Source organism: Deinococcus metalli (assembly GCF_014201805.1).
GTDB lineage: Bacteria > Deinococcota > Deinococci > Deinococcales > Deinococcaceae > Deinococcus > Deinococcus metalli.
In genome coordinates this window covers 409,308-423,731 of the sequence record NZ_JACHFK010000001.1, presented here as the reverse complement: position 1 = coordinate 423,731, position 14,424 = coordinate 409,308, and the positions used below count along the sequence as shown (strand labels likewise).

The 14,424-nt window shown below is 64.3% G+C and carries 16 protein-coding genes and 1 tRNA gene; 8 read left to right on the top strand and 9 right to left on the bottom strand.

Going from position 1 to position 14,424, the window contains the following annotated elements; genetic code table 11:
- Positions 1-55: 55 nt before the first annotated feature.
- The 5 genes from HNQ07_RS02065 to HNQ07_RS02045 all read right to left on the bottom strand — a co-directional run bounded on the left by HNQ07_RS02065 (position 56) and on the right by HNQ07_RS02045 (position 1,927).
- Positions 56-328 carry a hypothetical protein gene (locus HNQ07_RS02065; RefSeq protein WP_184109227.1) on the bottom strand — a complete coding sequence of 91 codons (273 nt, stop codon included), beginning with the start codon at positions 326-328 and terminating at the stop codon, positions 56-58.
- Entirely contained in the window at positions 325-999 is a 675-nt protein-coding gene (locus tag HNQ07_RS02060; RefSeq protein ID WP_184109226.1) for a hypothetical protein, read from the bottom strand. Before HNQ07_RS02060 ends, HNQ07_RS02065 begins: the two co-directional genes overlap by 4 nt.
- Positions 996-1,199, bottom strand: a complete 204-nt coding sequence (locus HNQ07_RS02055) for a hypothetical protein (protein ID WP_184109225.1) — start codon at positions 1,197-1,199, stop codon at positions 996-998. Before HNQ07_RS02055 ends, HNQ07_RS02060 begins: the two co-directional genes overlap by 4 nt.
- A 5-nt stretch (positions 1,200-1,204) precedes the next feature.
- The gene (locus HNQ07_RS02050; RefSeq protein ID WP_184109224.1) at positions 1,205-1,357 is read right to left on the bottom strand and encodes a hypothetical protein; all 153 of its coding nucleotides are present in this window, start codon (positions 1,355-1,357) and stop codon (positions 1,205-1,207) included.
- 141 nt (positions 1,358-1,498) lie between these two features.
- The gene (locus HNQ07_RS02045) at positions 1,499-1,927 is read right to left on the bottom strand and encodes a hypothetical protein (protein WP_184109223.1); all 429 of its coding nucleotides are present in this window, start codon (positions 1,925-1,927) and stop codon (positions 1,499-1,501) included.
- Positions 1,928-2,078: 151 nt separating this feature from the next.
- Between HNQ07_RS02045 and HNQ07_RS02040 the strand changes: the two genes are divergently transcribed.
- From HNQ07_RS02040 to HNQ07_RS02025, 4 genes are all read left to right on the top strand, one after another.
- Complete coding sequence (locus HNQ07_RS02040) at positions 2,079-2,288, top strand: helix-turn-helix domain-containing protein (protein WP_184109222.1); 210 nt, start codon at positions 2,079-2,081, stop codon at positions 2,286-2,288.
- On the top strand, positions 2,288-2,983 hold the full coding sequence (locus HNQ07_RS02035) for an HNH endonuclease (protein ID WP_184109221.1): 696 nt from the start codon (positions 2,288-2,290) through the stop codon (positions 2,981-2,983). Before HNQ07_RS02040 ends, HNQ07_RS02035 begins: the two co-directional genes overlap by 1 nt.
- 465 nt (positions 2,984-3,448) lie before the next feature.
- The gene (locus HNQ07_RS02030; protein ID WP_184109220.1) at positions 3,449-3,805 is read left to right on the top strand and encodes a hypothetical protein; all 357 of its coding nucleotides are present in this window, start codon (positions 3,449-3,451) and stop codon (positions 3,803-3,805) included.
- A 423-nt stretch (positions 3,806-4,228) separates the two neighbouring features.
- Complete coding sequence (locus tag HNQ07_RS02025; RefSeq protein ID WP_184109219.1) at positions 4,229-7,759, top strand: class I SAM-dependent DNA methyltransferase; 3,531 nt, start codon at positions 4,229-4,231, stop codon at positions 7,757-7,759.
- Between the two features lie 33 nt (positions 7,760-7,792).
- On the opposite strand, the gene HNQ07_RS02020 is transcribed toward HNQ07_RS02025, so the two are convergent.
- Positions 7,793-8,029, bottom strand: a complete 237-nt coding sequence (locus HNQ07_RS02020; RefSeq protein WP_184109218.1) for a hypothetical protein — start codon at positions 8,027-8,029, stop codon at positions 7,793-7,795.
- A gap of 71 nt (positions 8,030-8,100) precedes the next feature.
- Here HNQ07_RS02020 and HNQ07_RS02015 point away from each other — a divergent pair, with 71 nt between their 5' ends.
- Positions 8,101-9,423 carry a tyrosine-type recombinase/integrase gene (locus tag HNQ07_RS02015; protein WP_184109217.1) on the top strand — a complete coding sequence of 441 codons (1,323 nt, stop codon included), beginning with the start codon at positions 8,101-8,103 and terminating at the stop codon, positions 9,421-9,423.
- A gap of 361 nt (positions 9,424-9,784) precedes the next feature.
- Here the strand turns inward: HNQ07_RS02015 and HNQ07_RS02010 are convergent.
- From HNQ07_RS02010 to HNQ07_RS02000, 3 genes are all read right to left on the bottom strand, one after another.
- Positions 9,785-9,860, bottom strand: a tRNA-Lys gene (locus HNQ07_RS02010).
- Positions 9,861-9,927: 67 nt separating this feature from the next.
- Positions 9,928-11,265 carry a signal recognition particle protein gene (gene ffh / locus HNQ07_RS02005; protein ID WP_184109216.1) on the bottom strand — a complete coding sequence of 446 codons (1,338 nt, stop codon included), beginning with the start codon at positions 11,263-11,265 and terminating at the stop codon, positions 9,928-9,930.
- Between the two features lie 67 nt (positions 11,266-11,332).
- Positions 11,333-12,196: an EamA family transporter gene (locus HNQ07_RS02000; RefSeq protein WP_184109215.1), complete on the bottom strand. Its 864-nt coding sequence runs from the start codon at positions 12,194-12,196 to the stop codon at positions 11,333-11,335.
- Between the two features lie 101 nt (positions 12,197-12,297).
- Here HNQ07_RS02000 and HNQ07_RS01995 point away from each other — a divergent pair, with 101 nt between their 5' ends.
- From HNQ07_RS01995 to HNQ07_RS01985, 3 genes are read left to right on the top strand one after another with little or no spacing between them, the layout of a single operon-like run.
- On the top strand, positions 12,298-13,479 hold the full coding sequence (locus HNQ07_RS01995) for a thiolase family protein (RefSeq protein WP_184109214.1): 1,182 nt from the start codon (positions 12,298-12,300) through the stop codon (positions 13,477-13,479).
- Between the two features lie 5 nt (positions 13,480-13,484).
- Positions 13,485-13,799: a YciI family protein gene (locus HNQ07_RS01990; protein ID WP_184109213.1), complete on the top strand. Its 315-nt coding sequence runs from the start codon at positions 13,485-13,487 to the stop codon at positions 13,797-13,799.
- A 33-nt stretch (positions 13,800-13,832) separates the two neighbouring features.
- A complete protein-coding gene (locus HNQ07_RS01985; protein WP_184109212.1) occupies positions 13,833-14,414 on the top strand; it encodes a hypothetical protein in 582 nt (193 codons plus the stop codon).
- The last annotated feature ends 10 nt before the right edge of the window (positions 14,415-14,424 follow it).

Genomic DNA, 14,424 nt, shown 5'->3' with positions numbered 1-14,424 from the left:
AACACAGGACGCGGCGCGCGGGGCCGGGTGGGCCGCGTCACCGGCTTCCCCCGGCTCACGCGCGCCCGCCTTCGCCGCTCAGGAGGGGCAGGACACCGGCCCACACCGCCGCGCTGACGTGCAGCGCCAGGGGCGCGCGGCTGTCCGGGGCCACCGTCAGGACGTAACCGGTGGCCTGCGCGTCCGCCCGCCGCCCGCTCAGGGTGTACGGGGCGGGGGTGGTCATGCCGACCTCGAAGATCTGGCCCGCGTGCGCGCAGGTGAGCACGGCGAGGCCCGCATGCCGGCGGGCGCCCCCCACGCGGGGCAGGGACGCGGCGCCGGTCATGCCGGGCGGCCTTCGTCTTCGCCGGACAGCGCGGCTTCGACGTCCGCCCACAGGTGCGCCGGCACGCGGTACCCGGGCGCGCCGGACACGCGGTCATGGAAGCGCGTCACGCCACGCCAGCCGGTGAAGATGAGCAACCGCATGCCGTCCGGCTGCGGGAGGGTCAGGGTGTCCGGCGTGGCATGGATGGTGTACGCCTGGCCGTTCGCGCCGATGAAGTACCGGGCGCGGATCCCGTGCGCCGGATCGGCCGGGCGGCACTGGGCCAGGAGCGGCAGGGCGGCCGGGTCGACGGTCTCGCGGGCGGGCGGTACGTCCTCCGGCATGGTGGCCGGCACACGGTGGGAACGGCGCAGGTAACGCAGGGCGCGGGCACGGTAGGCGTCCCCGAAGTCCTCTGCCATATCCGCCCCTGTCAGGCTGTCCGTGATGCTCTGCAGGTCTTCGTCCGACAGGCCGGCACGTGTCCATTGCGCGGCCCACGCGCCCACGACGGGGCCCGTCATGGCCTCGAGCTGGGCGGTCGCCGCGTTCACGTTGCGGTGCCAGGTGTAGCAGGCCACGCACATAAACGCGCCGGGCACGCCGGGCACGTGACTGATGGGCAGGCCGGCCGCTTTTCCGCAGTCCTCACAGACGGCCCACGGGGCGGGCAAGGTGGCCGTAGTCATGCCGGCCCCTCCGTGAGGGCGGCGCGGTGGCCGGCTTCGAGGGCGTCGAGCTGGGCCAGTCCGCGGACCAGGGTGTCCCGGCGAAGGGTGATGTTCCGCAGGGCTTCGTGACGTTCCAGCGGACTCAGGTCAGCGGCGCGGGCGGCGCATGCGAGTTGCGTGGGCGGGCGGCGGTCGGAAAGTGTTTCAGGATGGCTCACGTGGATCACGTCCTCTTGGGGAGCAATCGGCGAAGGGCGAAGGCCAGGGCCAGGAAGCCGGACAGGGCGGCCAGGGCCGCGTAGTGCAGCGCGTACGGAGACGGCGCGGCGGTCAAGTACAGGAAGGCGAAGTACAGGGCGGCGCAGGTGCGGGCCACGGGTCACGTCCTCTGTAGGGTGCGGGCCTCGAAGCGGGGCAGGTGGGCGCAGGGCGTCTTCCACTTCGCCGGGGGTGCGGGGCGCGGTCAGGGCTTTGAGGGGCACAGGGCGGGGGCGCAGGTGCGCGCCCCCGGGCGAGGTCAGGCGGCGGCGGCCTGGGGGTGCGTGCTGCGGAGGAACAACCACACCTGCCGGGCGTCTGCTTCGGTCAGCGCGGCCAGGGAGTACACCGGGCGGTCAAGCGCAGCGCCGGCGAAGCCGTAGTGTTCCCCGCTGGGAACGCCCGCGCGGTGCATCAACTTGTGCAGCTCGCAGGCACGGGTCTTGCCGATGGGGGCCGGTTCCAGCGTCTCAGCGGTCACGGTGGCCCGGTCTGCGCCGTGGAGGATGCTCACGGCCACGTGCAGCTCACACTCCTGACCGTCCACGGTGGCCTCGATGCCGGCCGGCGTGCGCGTCAGGGTCACGGTGTGGTGACGCACCTGGACGACCGCGCCGTCCATGCAGTCCGCGGTCACGGTGGCCCAGGTGCGGGTCTGTGCGCGCGGGGTGGGGGTGGTATCGTTCATCTGCTTTCTCCTCTTCGTAGGACTGGAAGTCAGTCAGGGACGCGGAAACTTGGCGGTAGAAGCGTCTCTTTCTGCTGGCTTAATGCTACCCCTATCGGGTAGGTATTGCAACCCTAATCGGGTATTAACCCCATAGTGTTAGGCTTCGACTATGACCGATGAAATCAGGGCTGCGGTGGATACCCGGCTAAAGGCCAAAGGGTTAAGCCGGGCGGATCTGGCACGGGCGACAGGTATCCATCCAAACCACATCACTCGTGCACTCAACAACACAGGTGGCAGAGGCGGGAACGTGCCTCCAGTGTGGCAGGCCATCCTCGAGGCGCTGAACCTCCGTCTGACCGTTCAAGAGGGCAGCTAATGTCTCTCGACCTCAGCCGTGTTTGCGCATACTGCGGCGGCACAGCAGAAGAAAGAGAACACGTAGTGGCAAGGCAATTCTTCCCACCTGATCAACGTTTCCGGGGAGATCCCGTCATAGTTCCAGCGTGTAACAAATGCAACCGCGCGAAGCAAAGGGTTGAAGATGCAGCGGGTGTACTTATTCCATTCACGGGAGGCGGTGAAGCAGCGCTAAAGGTGGCAGAGAATCGAATACCGCGAACCTTGGCAAAGAACAACAAGTTAGCGAATCGCTTAAAGGGAGCAGCTTTAGATCATTTCCAGATCGGCCAGAATGGCAAACTTGAGAAGCGACTTGCTATATCGCTGAACAAGGATAATGTAGAGGATTTGCGTCAATGGTTTGAATTCATCGCGAAAGGTCTATACCGCTATGAACTTGACAGGAATATGCCAAGTGAGGCCGAGCTATACCTCTTGTGGTTAAGCCGTGAGCAAGAAGTTGACTGGTGGAGGAAATGGATTGCTGAGAAAACAGGCAGTCAGTTCATAGAGAAAGCCGCCGGAGAGGTAAAATACGGCTATGCCGAAGGATCAGGAGCGATAGATACTGCCTGGATTATCAGTATTTACGGCGCGACGGCGGTAGCAATCACAGCTACATTGCAGCCAGGTCTCTTAAAAAACACACTAGATAAAATCAAATGGCAATAACACATTGGCAGGTGTCCAGTTGGTGATTGTCAATTTTGGGTTTCGGCTCAGCGCTATAAATCCGCGCCTGACGAAAAACTCGGTGAGACGGTAAGAGCAGCATGACCGTATCCCGCCCACGCCTGCCGGAGCTCCGGTGAGCAAGTCAGTCCTGGCGCAACAGTTCTAGCGGCACCTGGTTGATCCTGGCGAACTCTGGGGCGGTTCGGGAGGCCATGTGGGTCTTGGCCCCACCCGCCCACAGCTGGCGAGCTGAGCCCCATCACGTGCGACACGCTCAAGCGACAGGCGGCACGGGAATCCTAGCTGGCTAGCCTGTGAGGCGAGCGGCGAGAAGCCGACGATAAGACGAAGCTGGGGTACTGCCAGCGCAGGAAGCCGGACGATCCCTGATCTCTCTTACCCCGCCGCGATTGAATACTGAGACGGCCTGTTGAAGGTCATCGAGACGGCGAGGAGGGCTACATGACAGTGATAATCACAGACATCAAGCACAAGTCTTTGACGCGCGCCATTGTCGGCAAGATCATACGGGGCGAGCTGGAGACCTGGGATTACGTGCAGACTGAGCTCGGACACGCCCTGACGCACGCGAAGCCAGCGCCAACCTATGGGCAGGGCTTTTTCCTTCAGTACGCTACTGACGATGAGGGAACAGGAATCTTCGCGTTCAGTGGGGGAACAGAACTTGTGAGTCGCGCAGTCTATGCGCAGTACCACGGATCGTTGATCAGCCTCCTGCTCGAGCACTATCCGGACGCCGGCACCGCGTTTTTCGCATCCCCCACAGCCGAGAAACACGACGATTTCGACTTTGCATAACCTGCGCTGCGGATCAGCCAGGAACAACCCCTTGTTGCGAGCCACAGTGGGGACGGATGGGGACGGATAAAACACCCTCGCGGGGGACGGTCCATGGGGTTATGCCCTCTGGGGACGGTCAAGGAACGTGCGCTTGGGGTTGTGGGGCCGCTCTATCAGGTGGACCGATGGAATAGTCCATGCTCCGGCCATACAGACGATTGCTATCAGCTGTGCCGTGAGACCTCGCTTCGGGGGCAATTACGACCATATCGGGGGGGGTTGCCGCAACATCGCTCGACACGCTCAAACAGGTCTGCATATCGTGAATCCATAGTTGCAATCCAGCCTCCGTGGTGGGGCTCTGGGGACTAAACAATGCCGAAGGCGCGCGATCAAGCGCGGCCTTTTCATTGCCTATTCCCTGGAGGTTTCGCGGTGCACATGCCCATCGACACCGATGCCATCAATGCATTCATTGACGAATGGTCGCTTTCCGGAGGCGCCGAGCGCGCCAACTACGGGCTTTTTCTCGCTGACCTTTGCCGGCTGCTAGACCTCCCACTTCCGAAGGGCACCCGTCCAGATGACCGTGACAACGGGTATGTACTGGAGCGCACTGTCTACGAGATCGATCAAGACGGTGGGAGGCACCCACGACGGATAGACCTTTACCGTCGTGGCGCATTCGTTCTGGAAGCCAAACAGGGGGTCGAACACGAGGCTAAGCTTGAGGAGAGTGCGCGTGGGAAGGCGGCGCCGCGGACCAAGAAGGGACATGGCAAACGCGGAACCACTGGGTGGGATACGTTTATGCGCCGTGCTCGTGAACAGGCTGAGGCGTATGTACGGCTTCTTCCCGCCGACGAGGGCCGCCCACCCTTCGTACTGGTCGTGGATGTCGGCTATGCCATCGAGGTGTATGCGGAGTTCACACGCTCCGGGGGCGCGTATCTGCCTTTCCCACACGCCAGGTCACACCGCATAACTCTGGAGCAACTACACGACCCAGTCATACAGGAACGCCTACGCCAGATATGGCTGAGACCGATGGAGCTCGACCCGAGCGTGCACGCGGCGGACGTCACGCGCCAGGTCGCCAAGACACTTGCAACGATCAGTCGCAGCATGGAAGGCCAGCTTGACGACCACGGTCAGGTAATGACCCCAGAACGGGTTAGTGGCTTCCTCATGCGGATGATCTTCACCATGTTTGCGGAAGACATAGGACTCATCGGCGAACGGAAGTTCCGGAACGCATTGCGAGGCATGCGCACGCACGTGGACGCATTCATTCCGACTGTCGACGAACTTTGGCGCAACATGGCAACGGGTGGCTACAGCGTCGCCCTGCAAGAACGCATCAAGTACTTCAACGGTGGCCTGTTCCGGGAAGCCGAGGTGCTCCCTGTAACCGAGGCACAGCTTGACCTATTCATCGCTGCCGCAGACCATGACTGGAGTCACGTTGAACCCAGCATTTTTGGCACCCTCGTCGAGCGGGCGCTAGATCCGGTGGAACGGCATCGTCTAGGAGCTCACTACACCCCTCGGCCGTACGTGGAGCGACTGGTCAACCACGTTGTGATCAATCCACTCCGAGCTGATTGGGGCGGGGTGCAAGTGGCAGTACAGGCCGCCCTGGATCGGGCCAAGGACGTCGGCGAAGGGCAAGCGGACGCGCGCAAACTCATCAGCGCGTTTCTGGCTCACTTGCAGAAACAGAGAATCCTTGACCCAGCATGTGGCACAGGCAACTTTCTGTATGTCGCAATGGAGTTGATCAAACGCCTTGAGAACGAGGTGATCGAGACGCTCGACGGACTGGGTGGTCCCCGTCCATTGACAGATGTCGGTCCTGAGCAGTTTTTAGGTCTCGAAGTCAACCCACGTGCAGCGAAAGTGGCTGAACTTGTGTTGTGGATCGGTTATCTGCAGCTGTACAGCCGGGCCCACGCTGGCGCCGGCCCAGCTGAACCGATCCTCAAGGCATACAAGAATGTCCGGCAGGTGGACGCGGTCTTGACCTACTCGGGAAAGACGGACCGTATCGGTAAGGATGGGCAACCCGTTACGCGCTGGGATGGCATCACGACAACCAGGAGCTCAATCACGGGCCTCGAAGTACCCGATCCTGAAGCGCGCGTGCACGACTTCCTCTACCTCAACCCCGCGAAGACCATATGGCCGACGGCGGACTTCATCATTGGTAACCCACCGTTTATCGGGCCAGGACCAATGCGCGAAACGCTGGGTGACGGATATGTCGAAGCGTTACGCACGACATACAAAGCCAGCAAGCACGAAATTGGTGTGCCAGACAGCGCCGACTTCGTCATGTACTGGTGGCATAAGGCCGCCACCCAGATGGCAAGTATGCAGAGAGTGCGGCGTTTCGGATTTGTGACCACCAACAGCATCAAGCAGACATTCAACCGCCGCGTGATCGAAGATCACTTGGAGGCAAGCGTGAAGGCAGCACGCCCCTTGAGTTTGATCTATGCCGTACCGGATCACCCGTGGGTAGATGAGGCCGACGGCGCCGCGGTGCGCATCGCCATGACGGTGGTGGCGCGCGGACAGCGTGACGGCCTACTAGAGCGAGTTATTGATGAAGTGGCCGGTGAAAACGGCGAGTTCACGGTGAAGACCACCGAGGCAACCGGGCGGATCAATGCTGACCTGACCGTTGGGGCCGACGTCACATCTGCCACCGAACTGGTTGGGAACGCCGATATCAGTAATCGCGGTGTTCAGCTGTTCGGGGCCGGCTTCGTCGTACCCACGCTGACTAACTTCAATCTGGAGACTGGCGATAAGAAAACGGACGCCCACGACCTCGGTCTTGGGAGAATTCCTGGAATTGAGAAGCACCTGCGCGAATACCGCAATGGACGTGACGTGACCTCGCGGCCGCGCGATGTGCGTGTCATCGATCTCTTCGGTATGAGCGAGGACGAAGCGCGAACTCTCTATCCGGAAATTTATCAGCACCTGCGGTTGACCGTGAAACCCGAACGAGATCACAACAATCGGGCAACACGCAAGCAGCGCTGGTGGTTGTTCGGTGAGCCGAATCCGAAGTTGCGTTCCCAACTCGCTGGCTTGCCCCGCTACATCGTGACAGTAGAAACCAGCAAGCATCGCTTCTTCCAGTTCATGGATGCCAGCATTCTGCCCGACAATATGCTGGTCAACATCGCCCTCGACGATGCCTATGCCCTTGGAGTGCTAAGTAGCCGTATTCACGTCACCTGGGCTCTGGCGCAGGGGAGCCGACTAGGGGTTGGCAACGATCCGCGTTACAACAAGTCCCGTTGCTTCGAAACGTTTCCTTTCCCAACATCAACCGTCGCACAGGCACAGGCAATCCGTAAGAAGGCCGAGGCGCTCGACGCGTTCCGCAAGGCCCGCCTTGCCGAGCACGAGTCTCTCACTATGACCGACATGTACAACGTCGTCGAGGCCCTGCGCGCTGGTCGCAAGCTGACAGCCAAAGAACAGCGCGTTCTGATGGACGGCGCGGTCACCGTGCTGCGCGACTACCATGACGAGCTTGACGCTCTGGTGCAGGCCGAGTACGGGTGGGAGGGCGCGCTCAGCGCCCAGGACATACTGGCCCGCTTGACTGCTCTCAACGCTGCACGCGCTCAGGAGGAACGCCAGGGCGTGGTGCGCTACCTGCGCCCCGCGTATCAGGATCCGAAAGGAAGGGTTGCCAGAACACTTGGAATGGACATTGCTCCGCCTCCGACGGTCGCGTCAACACAGCGCCGTTATCCGCAGACACTTGCAGAACGAGCTTCTGTCATTCGCGAGGTTCTACAGTTGGCTGAAAGACCGATGTCTGCTGGTCAAGTCGCGAGCTTCTTCGCTGGAGCGAGACCATCAGCTGTGGATGAAGTCCTAGAAATGCTGGTGGCATTGGGGCAGGCGCGTCTTGTCGGAGGGCACAATACGGCATATGCCGCGTGATCTGGTCAGAGTGACCCTTGTTGGCACCGAGTTCTAAACCATTCCCGTCTGGTAGCCGAATTTCCTAAGCTGTTGCTCGTACCAATCCCGCGCTTGCTCAGCCTGCTCAACGTCCTTATGAGCAAACATCAACGTGGTGCCCTCGCCGAGCGGCAAGGCAGTCGTGCTGAAAGTAACGTCCACATCTGCGAACTCCTGGCCCTTCAACCCCGCGCTCAGGCGTTGATGAACCTGATCTGTAATGACGGGCCGAACGAATAGCCTTTGCATGGCATCAAGATAGCTATTCGTGCCAACCGGCGCGGCCCCTTACGGGAGCTATCGGCATTAACCTATCGGCTATGACGGGGAGGGCGCGGGGGCGGCAGGGCTGGCACGCCGGGACGATGGAGGAACTGCCGTCCGGGCGGATCCGGTGGCGGGTACGGGTGCGGTACCCGGACGGCACGGCAGAGCGGCGCAGCGGTACAGCCCGCACGAAGACGGAAGCGCAGAAGGCCATCATCGACGCGCAGAAGGAAGCTGGCGAAGGCAAGCGCCCGGTGTCCGCGTCGCTCACCGTGGGCCAGATGGTCACGGAGTTCATGCAGGCAAAGGCGGCCACATGGTCGGATCGCACCGCGTGGAATAACGAGGCCCTGTACACGCGGCATGTGGCGCCGGACCTGGCCCACCTCAAGGCGGCGGGCATCGACGCGCGCCGGCTGCGCGCGTACTTCCAGGCCCTCAGCACAAAGCGCGTGGATCCCGTCACGGGCAAGGAACGCCCGCCGCTGGGCTACTCCGCACAGCGGCAGATCCACGTCTTACTGTCCGGCGCTTACAAGCGGGCCATCGGGGACGGCCTGCTGCGGGATAACCCGGCGCAGTACGCCCGGCCGCTGTCCCCCTCGAAGGGGGGCATGCCCACGGCGGCGCGGGTGAAGCACTTTCATCCGGACGACCTGGCGCGCTTCGTCGACGCGGCCCGCGCAGACCGGTTCGCCCTGCCGCTGGCCTTCCTGGCTCTGACCGGCCTCCGCATTGGTGAGGGCTTGGGCCTGACATGGGACGACGTGCAACAAGACCAGACAGGCGCGCCGTTCGTGGAAATCTCGAAGACGCGCAGCGAGTTCGAGGGCAAGTACTACGAGGGGGGCCCGAAGACTGCGGCCGGCGTGCGCCGCGTGTACCTGTCCGGTGAGGCGGTGGAGATCATCGAAGACATGCGGCGCCGCGTGCAGCTTGAGGCCCGCGCGCAGGGATACCGGGGCAAGGGCGTGCAGCCGGACGCGCCATTGTTCCCGTCTGTGGACGGCCGGCCCATGCGGCAGGATGTGCTGCGCGCCGTGATGCGTCGGACGTGCGCGGGGGCCGGCGTGCCGCTGCTGTCCCCCCACGCGCTGCGCCACAGTACGGGAACGTACCTCATCTCACGGGGCGAGGATCCTGTGAGCGTATCGAAGATGCTCGGTCATAAGCAGGTGTCCACCACCCTGAACATCTACGCCCATGCCCTGCCGGACAAGCTGCGCGGGCTGGCCTTCGGGGTGGCAGATCTGCGGGCCAGGCCGGCGAAGGAAGTGGGACGCGGGCAGGACGGACCCGGCGAAGCGGAACGGTCACGCGGGCCAGGGCTGCAGCGCCGGGCCAGCCGAAAGGCCAGCCCGCGCCGGAAGGGCTAGGCCGGCGGGTAGACGCCTTGCACCACCCGGCGTTATGAGTGGTGCAAGTGATTGAGGCACTCCATGACAGCATTTCCAGAAAGTCTTGCACCACGCCGTTTATGCGTGGTGCAAGACTTTCAGCCCTCAGGGTCGGGCTTTTCCTTATACATGCACCACTTGCCCCACTTTTTTAGGGGGTACATAGGCTGGATTCGTATTGCGAGTAGCGTGCGTGCTGCGAACAGGCTGGCGACTTCCTCTTTCGCCGGGCTGTCCCCTTCAGAAACCGAATGGGCCGCGTTTGGGCCACGCCGGGCCTTATGGGCCACATCAGCGTGTCAGAGGCAACGAAGCAACCCCGTCAGAGACGGGGTTTTCTTGGTGGGACGTGTAGGACTTGAACCTACAACCCGCTGATTAAAAGTCAGCTGCTCTACCGATTGAGCTAACGTCCCTCAGCGCTGCAACCTGCGGGGCAGGCGCTGACAGCGGGGCTGAGTATACGGACGCCGGCGGAGGGTGTCAACGCTTGAAGTTCGGCGGGGTGTTCGGCAGGCGCGGCATCTTTGCCCCCGGTTTGCCGCCCTGCATGCGGCCCAGCATCTTCATCATGTCCTTCATCTGCTCGTGCATCTTCAGCAGGCGGTTGATGTCCTGCACCGTGTGGCCGCTGCCCTCCGCGATGCGTTTGCGCCGGCGGCCGTCAATGATCTTGGGGTTGCGGCGCTCCTTGACGGTCATGCTGCTGATCATGGCGTCCACGCGCTGGATCTGCGCCTCGTCGACGTTGAAGCCCTCGGGCAGGGCGCGGCTCATGCCAGGAATCAGCTTGAGCAGGTCGCCCAGCGGGCCCATCTTGCGGATCTGACGCAGCTGCGTCAGCAGGTCTTCGAGGTCGAAGTCGCCGGGCTTCTTGACCTCCATGGCCTTGAGGTCGGCCTGCTGCGCGCGCTCGATCAGGCCCAGCACGTCGCCCATGCCCAGGATGCGCCCCGCCACCCGGTCCGGGTAGAAGGGTTCCAGGCCGCTGATCTTCTCGCTGGTGCCCGCGAAGTAGATGGGCTTGCCCGTCACGCTGCGCGCCGACAGGGCCGCGCCGCCGCGCGCGTCGCCGTCCATCTTGGTGATCACCAGGCCCGTGACCTTCACGCGCCGGTCGAAGGTCTGCGCGACGTTCAGGGCTTCCTGGCCGGTCATGGCGTCCACCACCAGCAGGCTCTCGGTGGGCTGCATGGCGGCCTGGAGGTCGGCCAGCTGGTCCATCAGCGCCTCGTCGATCTGGAGGCGGCCGGCAGTGTCCACGATCACGAGGTCGCGGAAGTCGGTCTTCAGGTGCTCGTCCACGCGGCGCCGCGTTTCGGCGGGGCTCTCGCCGTCCGCGACCTTCAGGATCGGCACGCCCACCTGCCTGGCGAGCACCTCGAGCTGGTCGCGCGCGGCGGGGCGCTGCGTGTCGGCGGCGACCAGCAGCACGCGCCGGCCCTTGCTCTTGTACAGGGACGCGAGCTTACCGGTACTGGTGGTCTTGCCGGCGCCCTGCAGGCCGACCATGAACCACACGTTGCCCTCGGCCCTGAGTTCAGGCTGAGCGGTCTTGCCGCCCAGGGTCTGGATCAGTTCGTCGTGGACGACCTTCACGACGGTCTGCCCGGCGGTGAGGCTGCCCTCGACCTGCTGGCCGACGGCCTGCTCACCGACCCGCGCGACGAAGTCCTTCGCCACACCGAAGTTCACGTCCGCTTCCAGCAGGGCCATCCGGATCTCGCGCATGGCGGCCTTCACCTGCGCCTCGGTCAGCTGGCGTTCCTTCCCGACCCGGTCGAGGATGTCCTGCAACTTGTTGCCCAGCGACTCAAACATGCCGTCAACGCTACCACGCGGCGCAAAACGGGTCTGTCAGCGGTGCCGGGATATGCGCCCGGTCCGCTTACAGGCCGGTCAGGAGGATGCCCGCGACGGCCAGCACGACGCCGGCCCACTGCGGGCTGCTCAGGCGTTCCCGGCCGACCGCGAGGGCCAGCACGGTCGTGATGACCACCGACAGGCTGCCCAGCACGGTCACGACCGCGTCCTGGCCGCGTCCCAGTCCGAGGGCGGTGAAGGCGACGGCGGCGGTGGACAGCACGCCGGACGCGGCGGCGTACCTCAGCCCCGGCCACCCCGACGTGGGCCGGGCCGCGGGCCGGGACGGGCGCAGCAGCAGCAGCGTGAGCGCAGTGAGGCCCAGGCTGCACAGGCGCATGGCCCACGTGCCGGGCAGGCCGCCCAGCCGCGGCATCAGGCCAAAGCCCATCACCCAGAAGCACGCGCCGAGCGCGGCAGCCGACAGGACCGCCCAGCCCACCCCCCGCGCGCGGCCGAGCCCCGCCGCCGTCCGAGACGCGTCCGGGCCAGCGCCCGACACCAGCACCACCGCTAGCAGCGCGACGATCAGCCCCAGGACGCCCAGTGGACCCAGGTGCTGACCGCCGAGCCACGCGAGCAGCGCCGTGACCGCGCCGTAACTGCCGGTGATCGGCGCGATGATCGCCAGGGTGCCGACCCGCAGCGCCTCGTAGAACGCCAGCGCGCCCACCGTGCCCAGCACCGCCGCCCCCAGCGCCCACGCCCACGCGGCGCCGTCCGCCGGAAAGGGAAGGTCGCGGCGCAGCCACAGCGCGACCAGCAGGGCGGCGGCGCCGAACGCCTGCGCCGCCAGCGACGCCCGCACGGCGCCCAGGTGCCGGGACGCGGGCTGGGCCAGGTAGTCCGCCAGCCCCCACGCGAGCGCCGCGAGGAGGCCGAGCGTCACGCCGCTGATCAAGTCAATCTCACCGCGACAGCATACGGGGCGCGGCCAGCCCGTCCCGGCAGACCTAACGGGCGTTAGGGTCGCCGCGCTATCCTGCCCCCATGTCCAAAGCAGTGATCGTCGCGGCGTCGCGCACGCCGACTGGAAAGTTCCTCGGGGCGCTGGAGAGCGTGTCCGCCGTGGACCTGGGCGCCATCACCCTGCGCGAGACCCTGCGGCGCAGCGGCCTGCCGGCCGAGGCCATCGAGGAAGTCGTCCTGGGGCAGGTCGTGCAGGCCGGGTGCGGGCAGAATCCCGCCCGGCAGGCGGCACTGCGCGCCGGCCTGAGCCCTGAGGTCGGGGCGCTGACCATCAACAAGGTCTGCGGCAGCGGCCTGAAGGCCGTGATCCTTGCCGCCCAGAGCATCCGCGCCGGCGACCAGCACGCCGTTCTCGCGGGCGGTATGGAATCCATGAGCAATGCGCCGCACCTGCTCCCCGGCGCGCGCAAGGGCTACCGCCTGGGCCACGCCCAGGTGCTCGACGCGAACACGCAGGACGGCCTGTGGTGCTCGATCAACGACGAGGGCATGGGCCTGACCGGCGAGCGCGTGGCCGACAAATATGCCATCTCGCGCGAGGAACAGGACGCCTACGCCGCCGAGAGCCACCGCCGGGCCGTCGCCGCGCAACAGGCCGGGCGCTTCACCGACGAGATCGTGCCGGTAACGGTGAAGGGCCGCAAGGGTGAGATGGTGGTGGACGCCGACGAGGGGCCGCGCGCCGACACCAGCGAGGACGCGCTGGGCAGACTCAAACCGGCCTTCAAACAGGGCGGCAGCGTGACCGCCGGCAACGCTCCCGGCCTGAACGACGGCGCGGCCAGCGTCATGGTCGTCAGCAAGGACTACGCCCGCACCCACGGCCTCACCCCCCTCGCGGAAATCGTGGACTATGCCACCGGCGGCCTCGCGCCCGAATGGGTGATGATGACTCCCGTTCCGGCCACGAACAAGCTGCTCTCGAAGCTCGGCTGGCACGTCAGCGACGTTGACCTGTGGGAACTCAACGAGGCCTTCAGCGTGCAGAGCCTCGCCGTCAGCCGGGAGCTGGCTCTCGACCCGGCGCGCGTGAACGTGAACGGGGGCGCCGTCGCGCTGGGCCACCCCATCGGCGCGAGCGGCGCCCGCATCCTGGTCACGCTGCTGCACGCCCTGAAGCAGCAGGACAAGGAAACCGGCGTCGCCACGCTGTGCATGGGCGGCGGAAACGGCCTTGCCCTGGCCGTGAAGCGGGTAGGCTGACGGCCATGGACACCCCGACCCTGTGGATCATCCAGAGCACGTACCTGAAACCCAAATCCGAGATCGCCGAGGTCACGCCCCGCCACCGCGAGTGGCTGGACCAGCACTACCGCTCCGGGGTCTTCCTCGTCTCGGGGCGAATGGTGAGCGGCCAGGGCGGCGTGATCGTGGCCCGCGCCGACAGCCAGGCACAGCTCGAGGCGATCTTCGCGGAAGACCCCTTCGTGGTCGAGAACTGCTCGGAGTACACCTACCTGCCCTTCACCCCGGTCAAGCGCGGCAAGGCCCTGACCATCGAGGGCATTCCGCTGGTGGAGTGAGTGTCGTTCTCAAGTCGTCTCCACGTTCTACGTGTGCGTCAGTGTAAAAACGCATCGGACGCGTTGGACAGGAGGCTGTGGCGTCAGCTGAACAGACTTGACGCCACGGTACACACTGTCTTCTCGGCCGACAGCGATCTGAACGGCGAGCCAGAACATATCAGAGTCTACTTTCATCCTGATCATGCATTTGAGCACGATCTGGATGAATTTGACGTCATTCATACGTCCTACCCAATTGACACTCGCCACCCTTCAATTCCAGTTGAGCTCTGTGGCGTTACCGAGACGAAAGTGGCCAAGGCACCCGCCAAGATTTGGAGGTTCGACGCCGGAGATTTCACTTACCCCACCGGATACACGCTCGCCATCTGTGTCTTCACTTCTGACACCGCCGTAGACGTCTTTCCAGAATTTGCGCTCGGCATCACGCAGCCCATCACAGTGCCAGAGTTCAGAGAGATAACAGAGCGGCTGTTCTCCCCTCTCAAACTGCCAGGGTTGATCAATCTGTCCTGGGTGAATGAAGACTGTTCAAGCAGTGAGAACGGCTCCGTAATCCAGGGCAAAAATGCGGAGTACGGCGTGGTCGTCCGCCAAGACTATTACTACTAACGGGGGCATC

Excerpts from the sequence above, each read along its gene's own strand:
- HNQ07_RS02060 (WP_184109226.1), bottom strand. The coding sequence starts at position 999 with ATGACTACGGCCACCTTGCCCGCCCCGTGGGCCGTCTGTGAGGACTGC.
- HNQ07_RS02040 (WP_184109222.1), top strand. The coding sequence starts at position 2,079 with ATGACCGATGAAATCAGGGCTGCGGTGGATACCCGGCTAAAGGCCAAA.
- HNQ07_RS02030 (WP_184109220.1), top strand. The coding sequence starts at position 3,449 with ATGACAGTGATAATCACAGACATCAAGCACAAGTCTTTGACGCGCGCC.
- HNQ07_RS02015 (WP_184109217.1), top strand. The coding sequence starts at position 8,101 with ATGACGGGGAGGGCGCGGGGGCGGCAGGGCTGGCACGCCGGGACGATG.
- HNQ07_RS02035 (WP_184109221.1), top strand. The coding sequence starts at position 2,288 with ATGTCTCTCGACCTCAGCCGTGTTTGCGCATACTGCGGCGGCACAGCA.
- HNQ07_RS02065 (WP_184109227.1), bottom strand. The coding sequence starts at position 328 with ATGACCGGCGCCGCGTCCCTGCCCCGCGTGGGGGGCGCCCGCCGGCAT.
- HNQ07_RS02025 (WP_184109219.1), top strand. The coding sequence starts at position 4,229 with ATGCCCATCGACACCGATGCCATCAATGCATTCATTGACGAATGGTCG.
- HNQ07_RS01990 (WP_184109213.1), top strand. The coding sequence starts at position 13,485 with ATGGACACCCCGACCCTGTGGATCATCCAGAGCACGTACCTGAAACCC.
- HNQ07_RS01995 (WP_184109214.1), top strand. The coding sequence starts at position 12,298 with ATGTCCAAAGCAGTGATCGTCGCGGCGTCGCGCACGCCGACTGGAAAG.
- HNQ07_RS02045 (WP_184109223.1), bottom strand. The coding sequence starts at position 1,927 with ATGAACGATACCACCCCCACCCCGCGCGCACAGACCCGCACCTGGGCC.
- HNQ07_RS02020 (WP_184109218.1), bottom strand. The coding sequence starts at position 8,029 with ATGCAAAGGCTATTCGTTCGGCCCGTCATTACAGATCAGGTTCATCAA.
- ffh (WP_184109216.1), bottom strand. The coding sequence starts at position 11,265 with ATGTTTGAGTCGCTGGGCAACAAGTTGCAGGACATCCTCGACCGGGTC.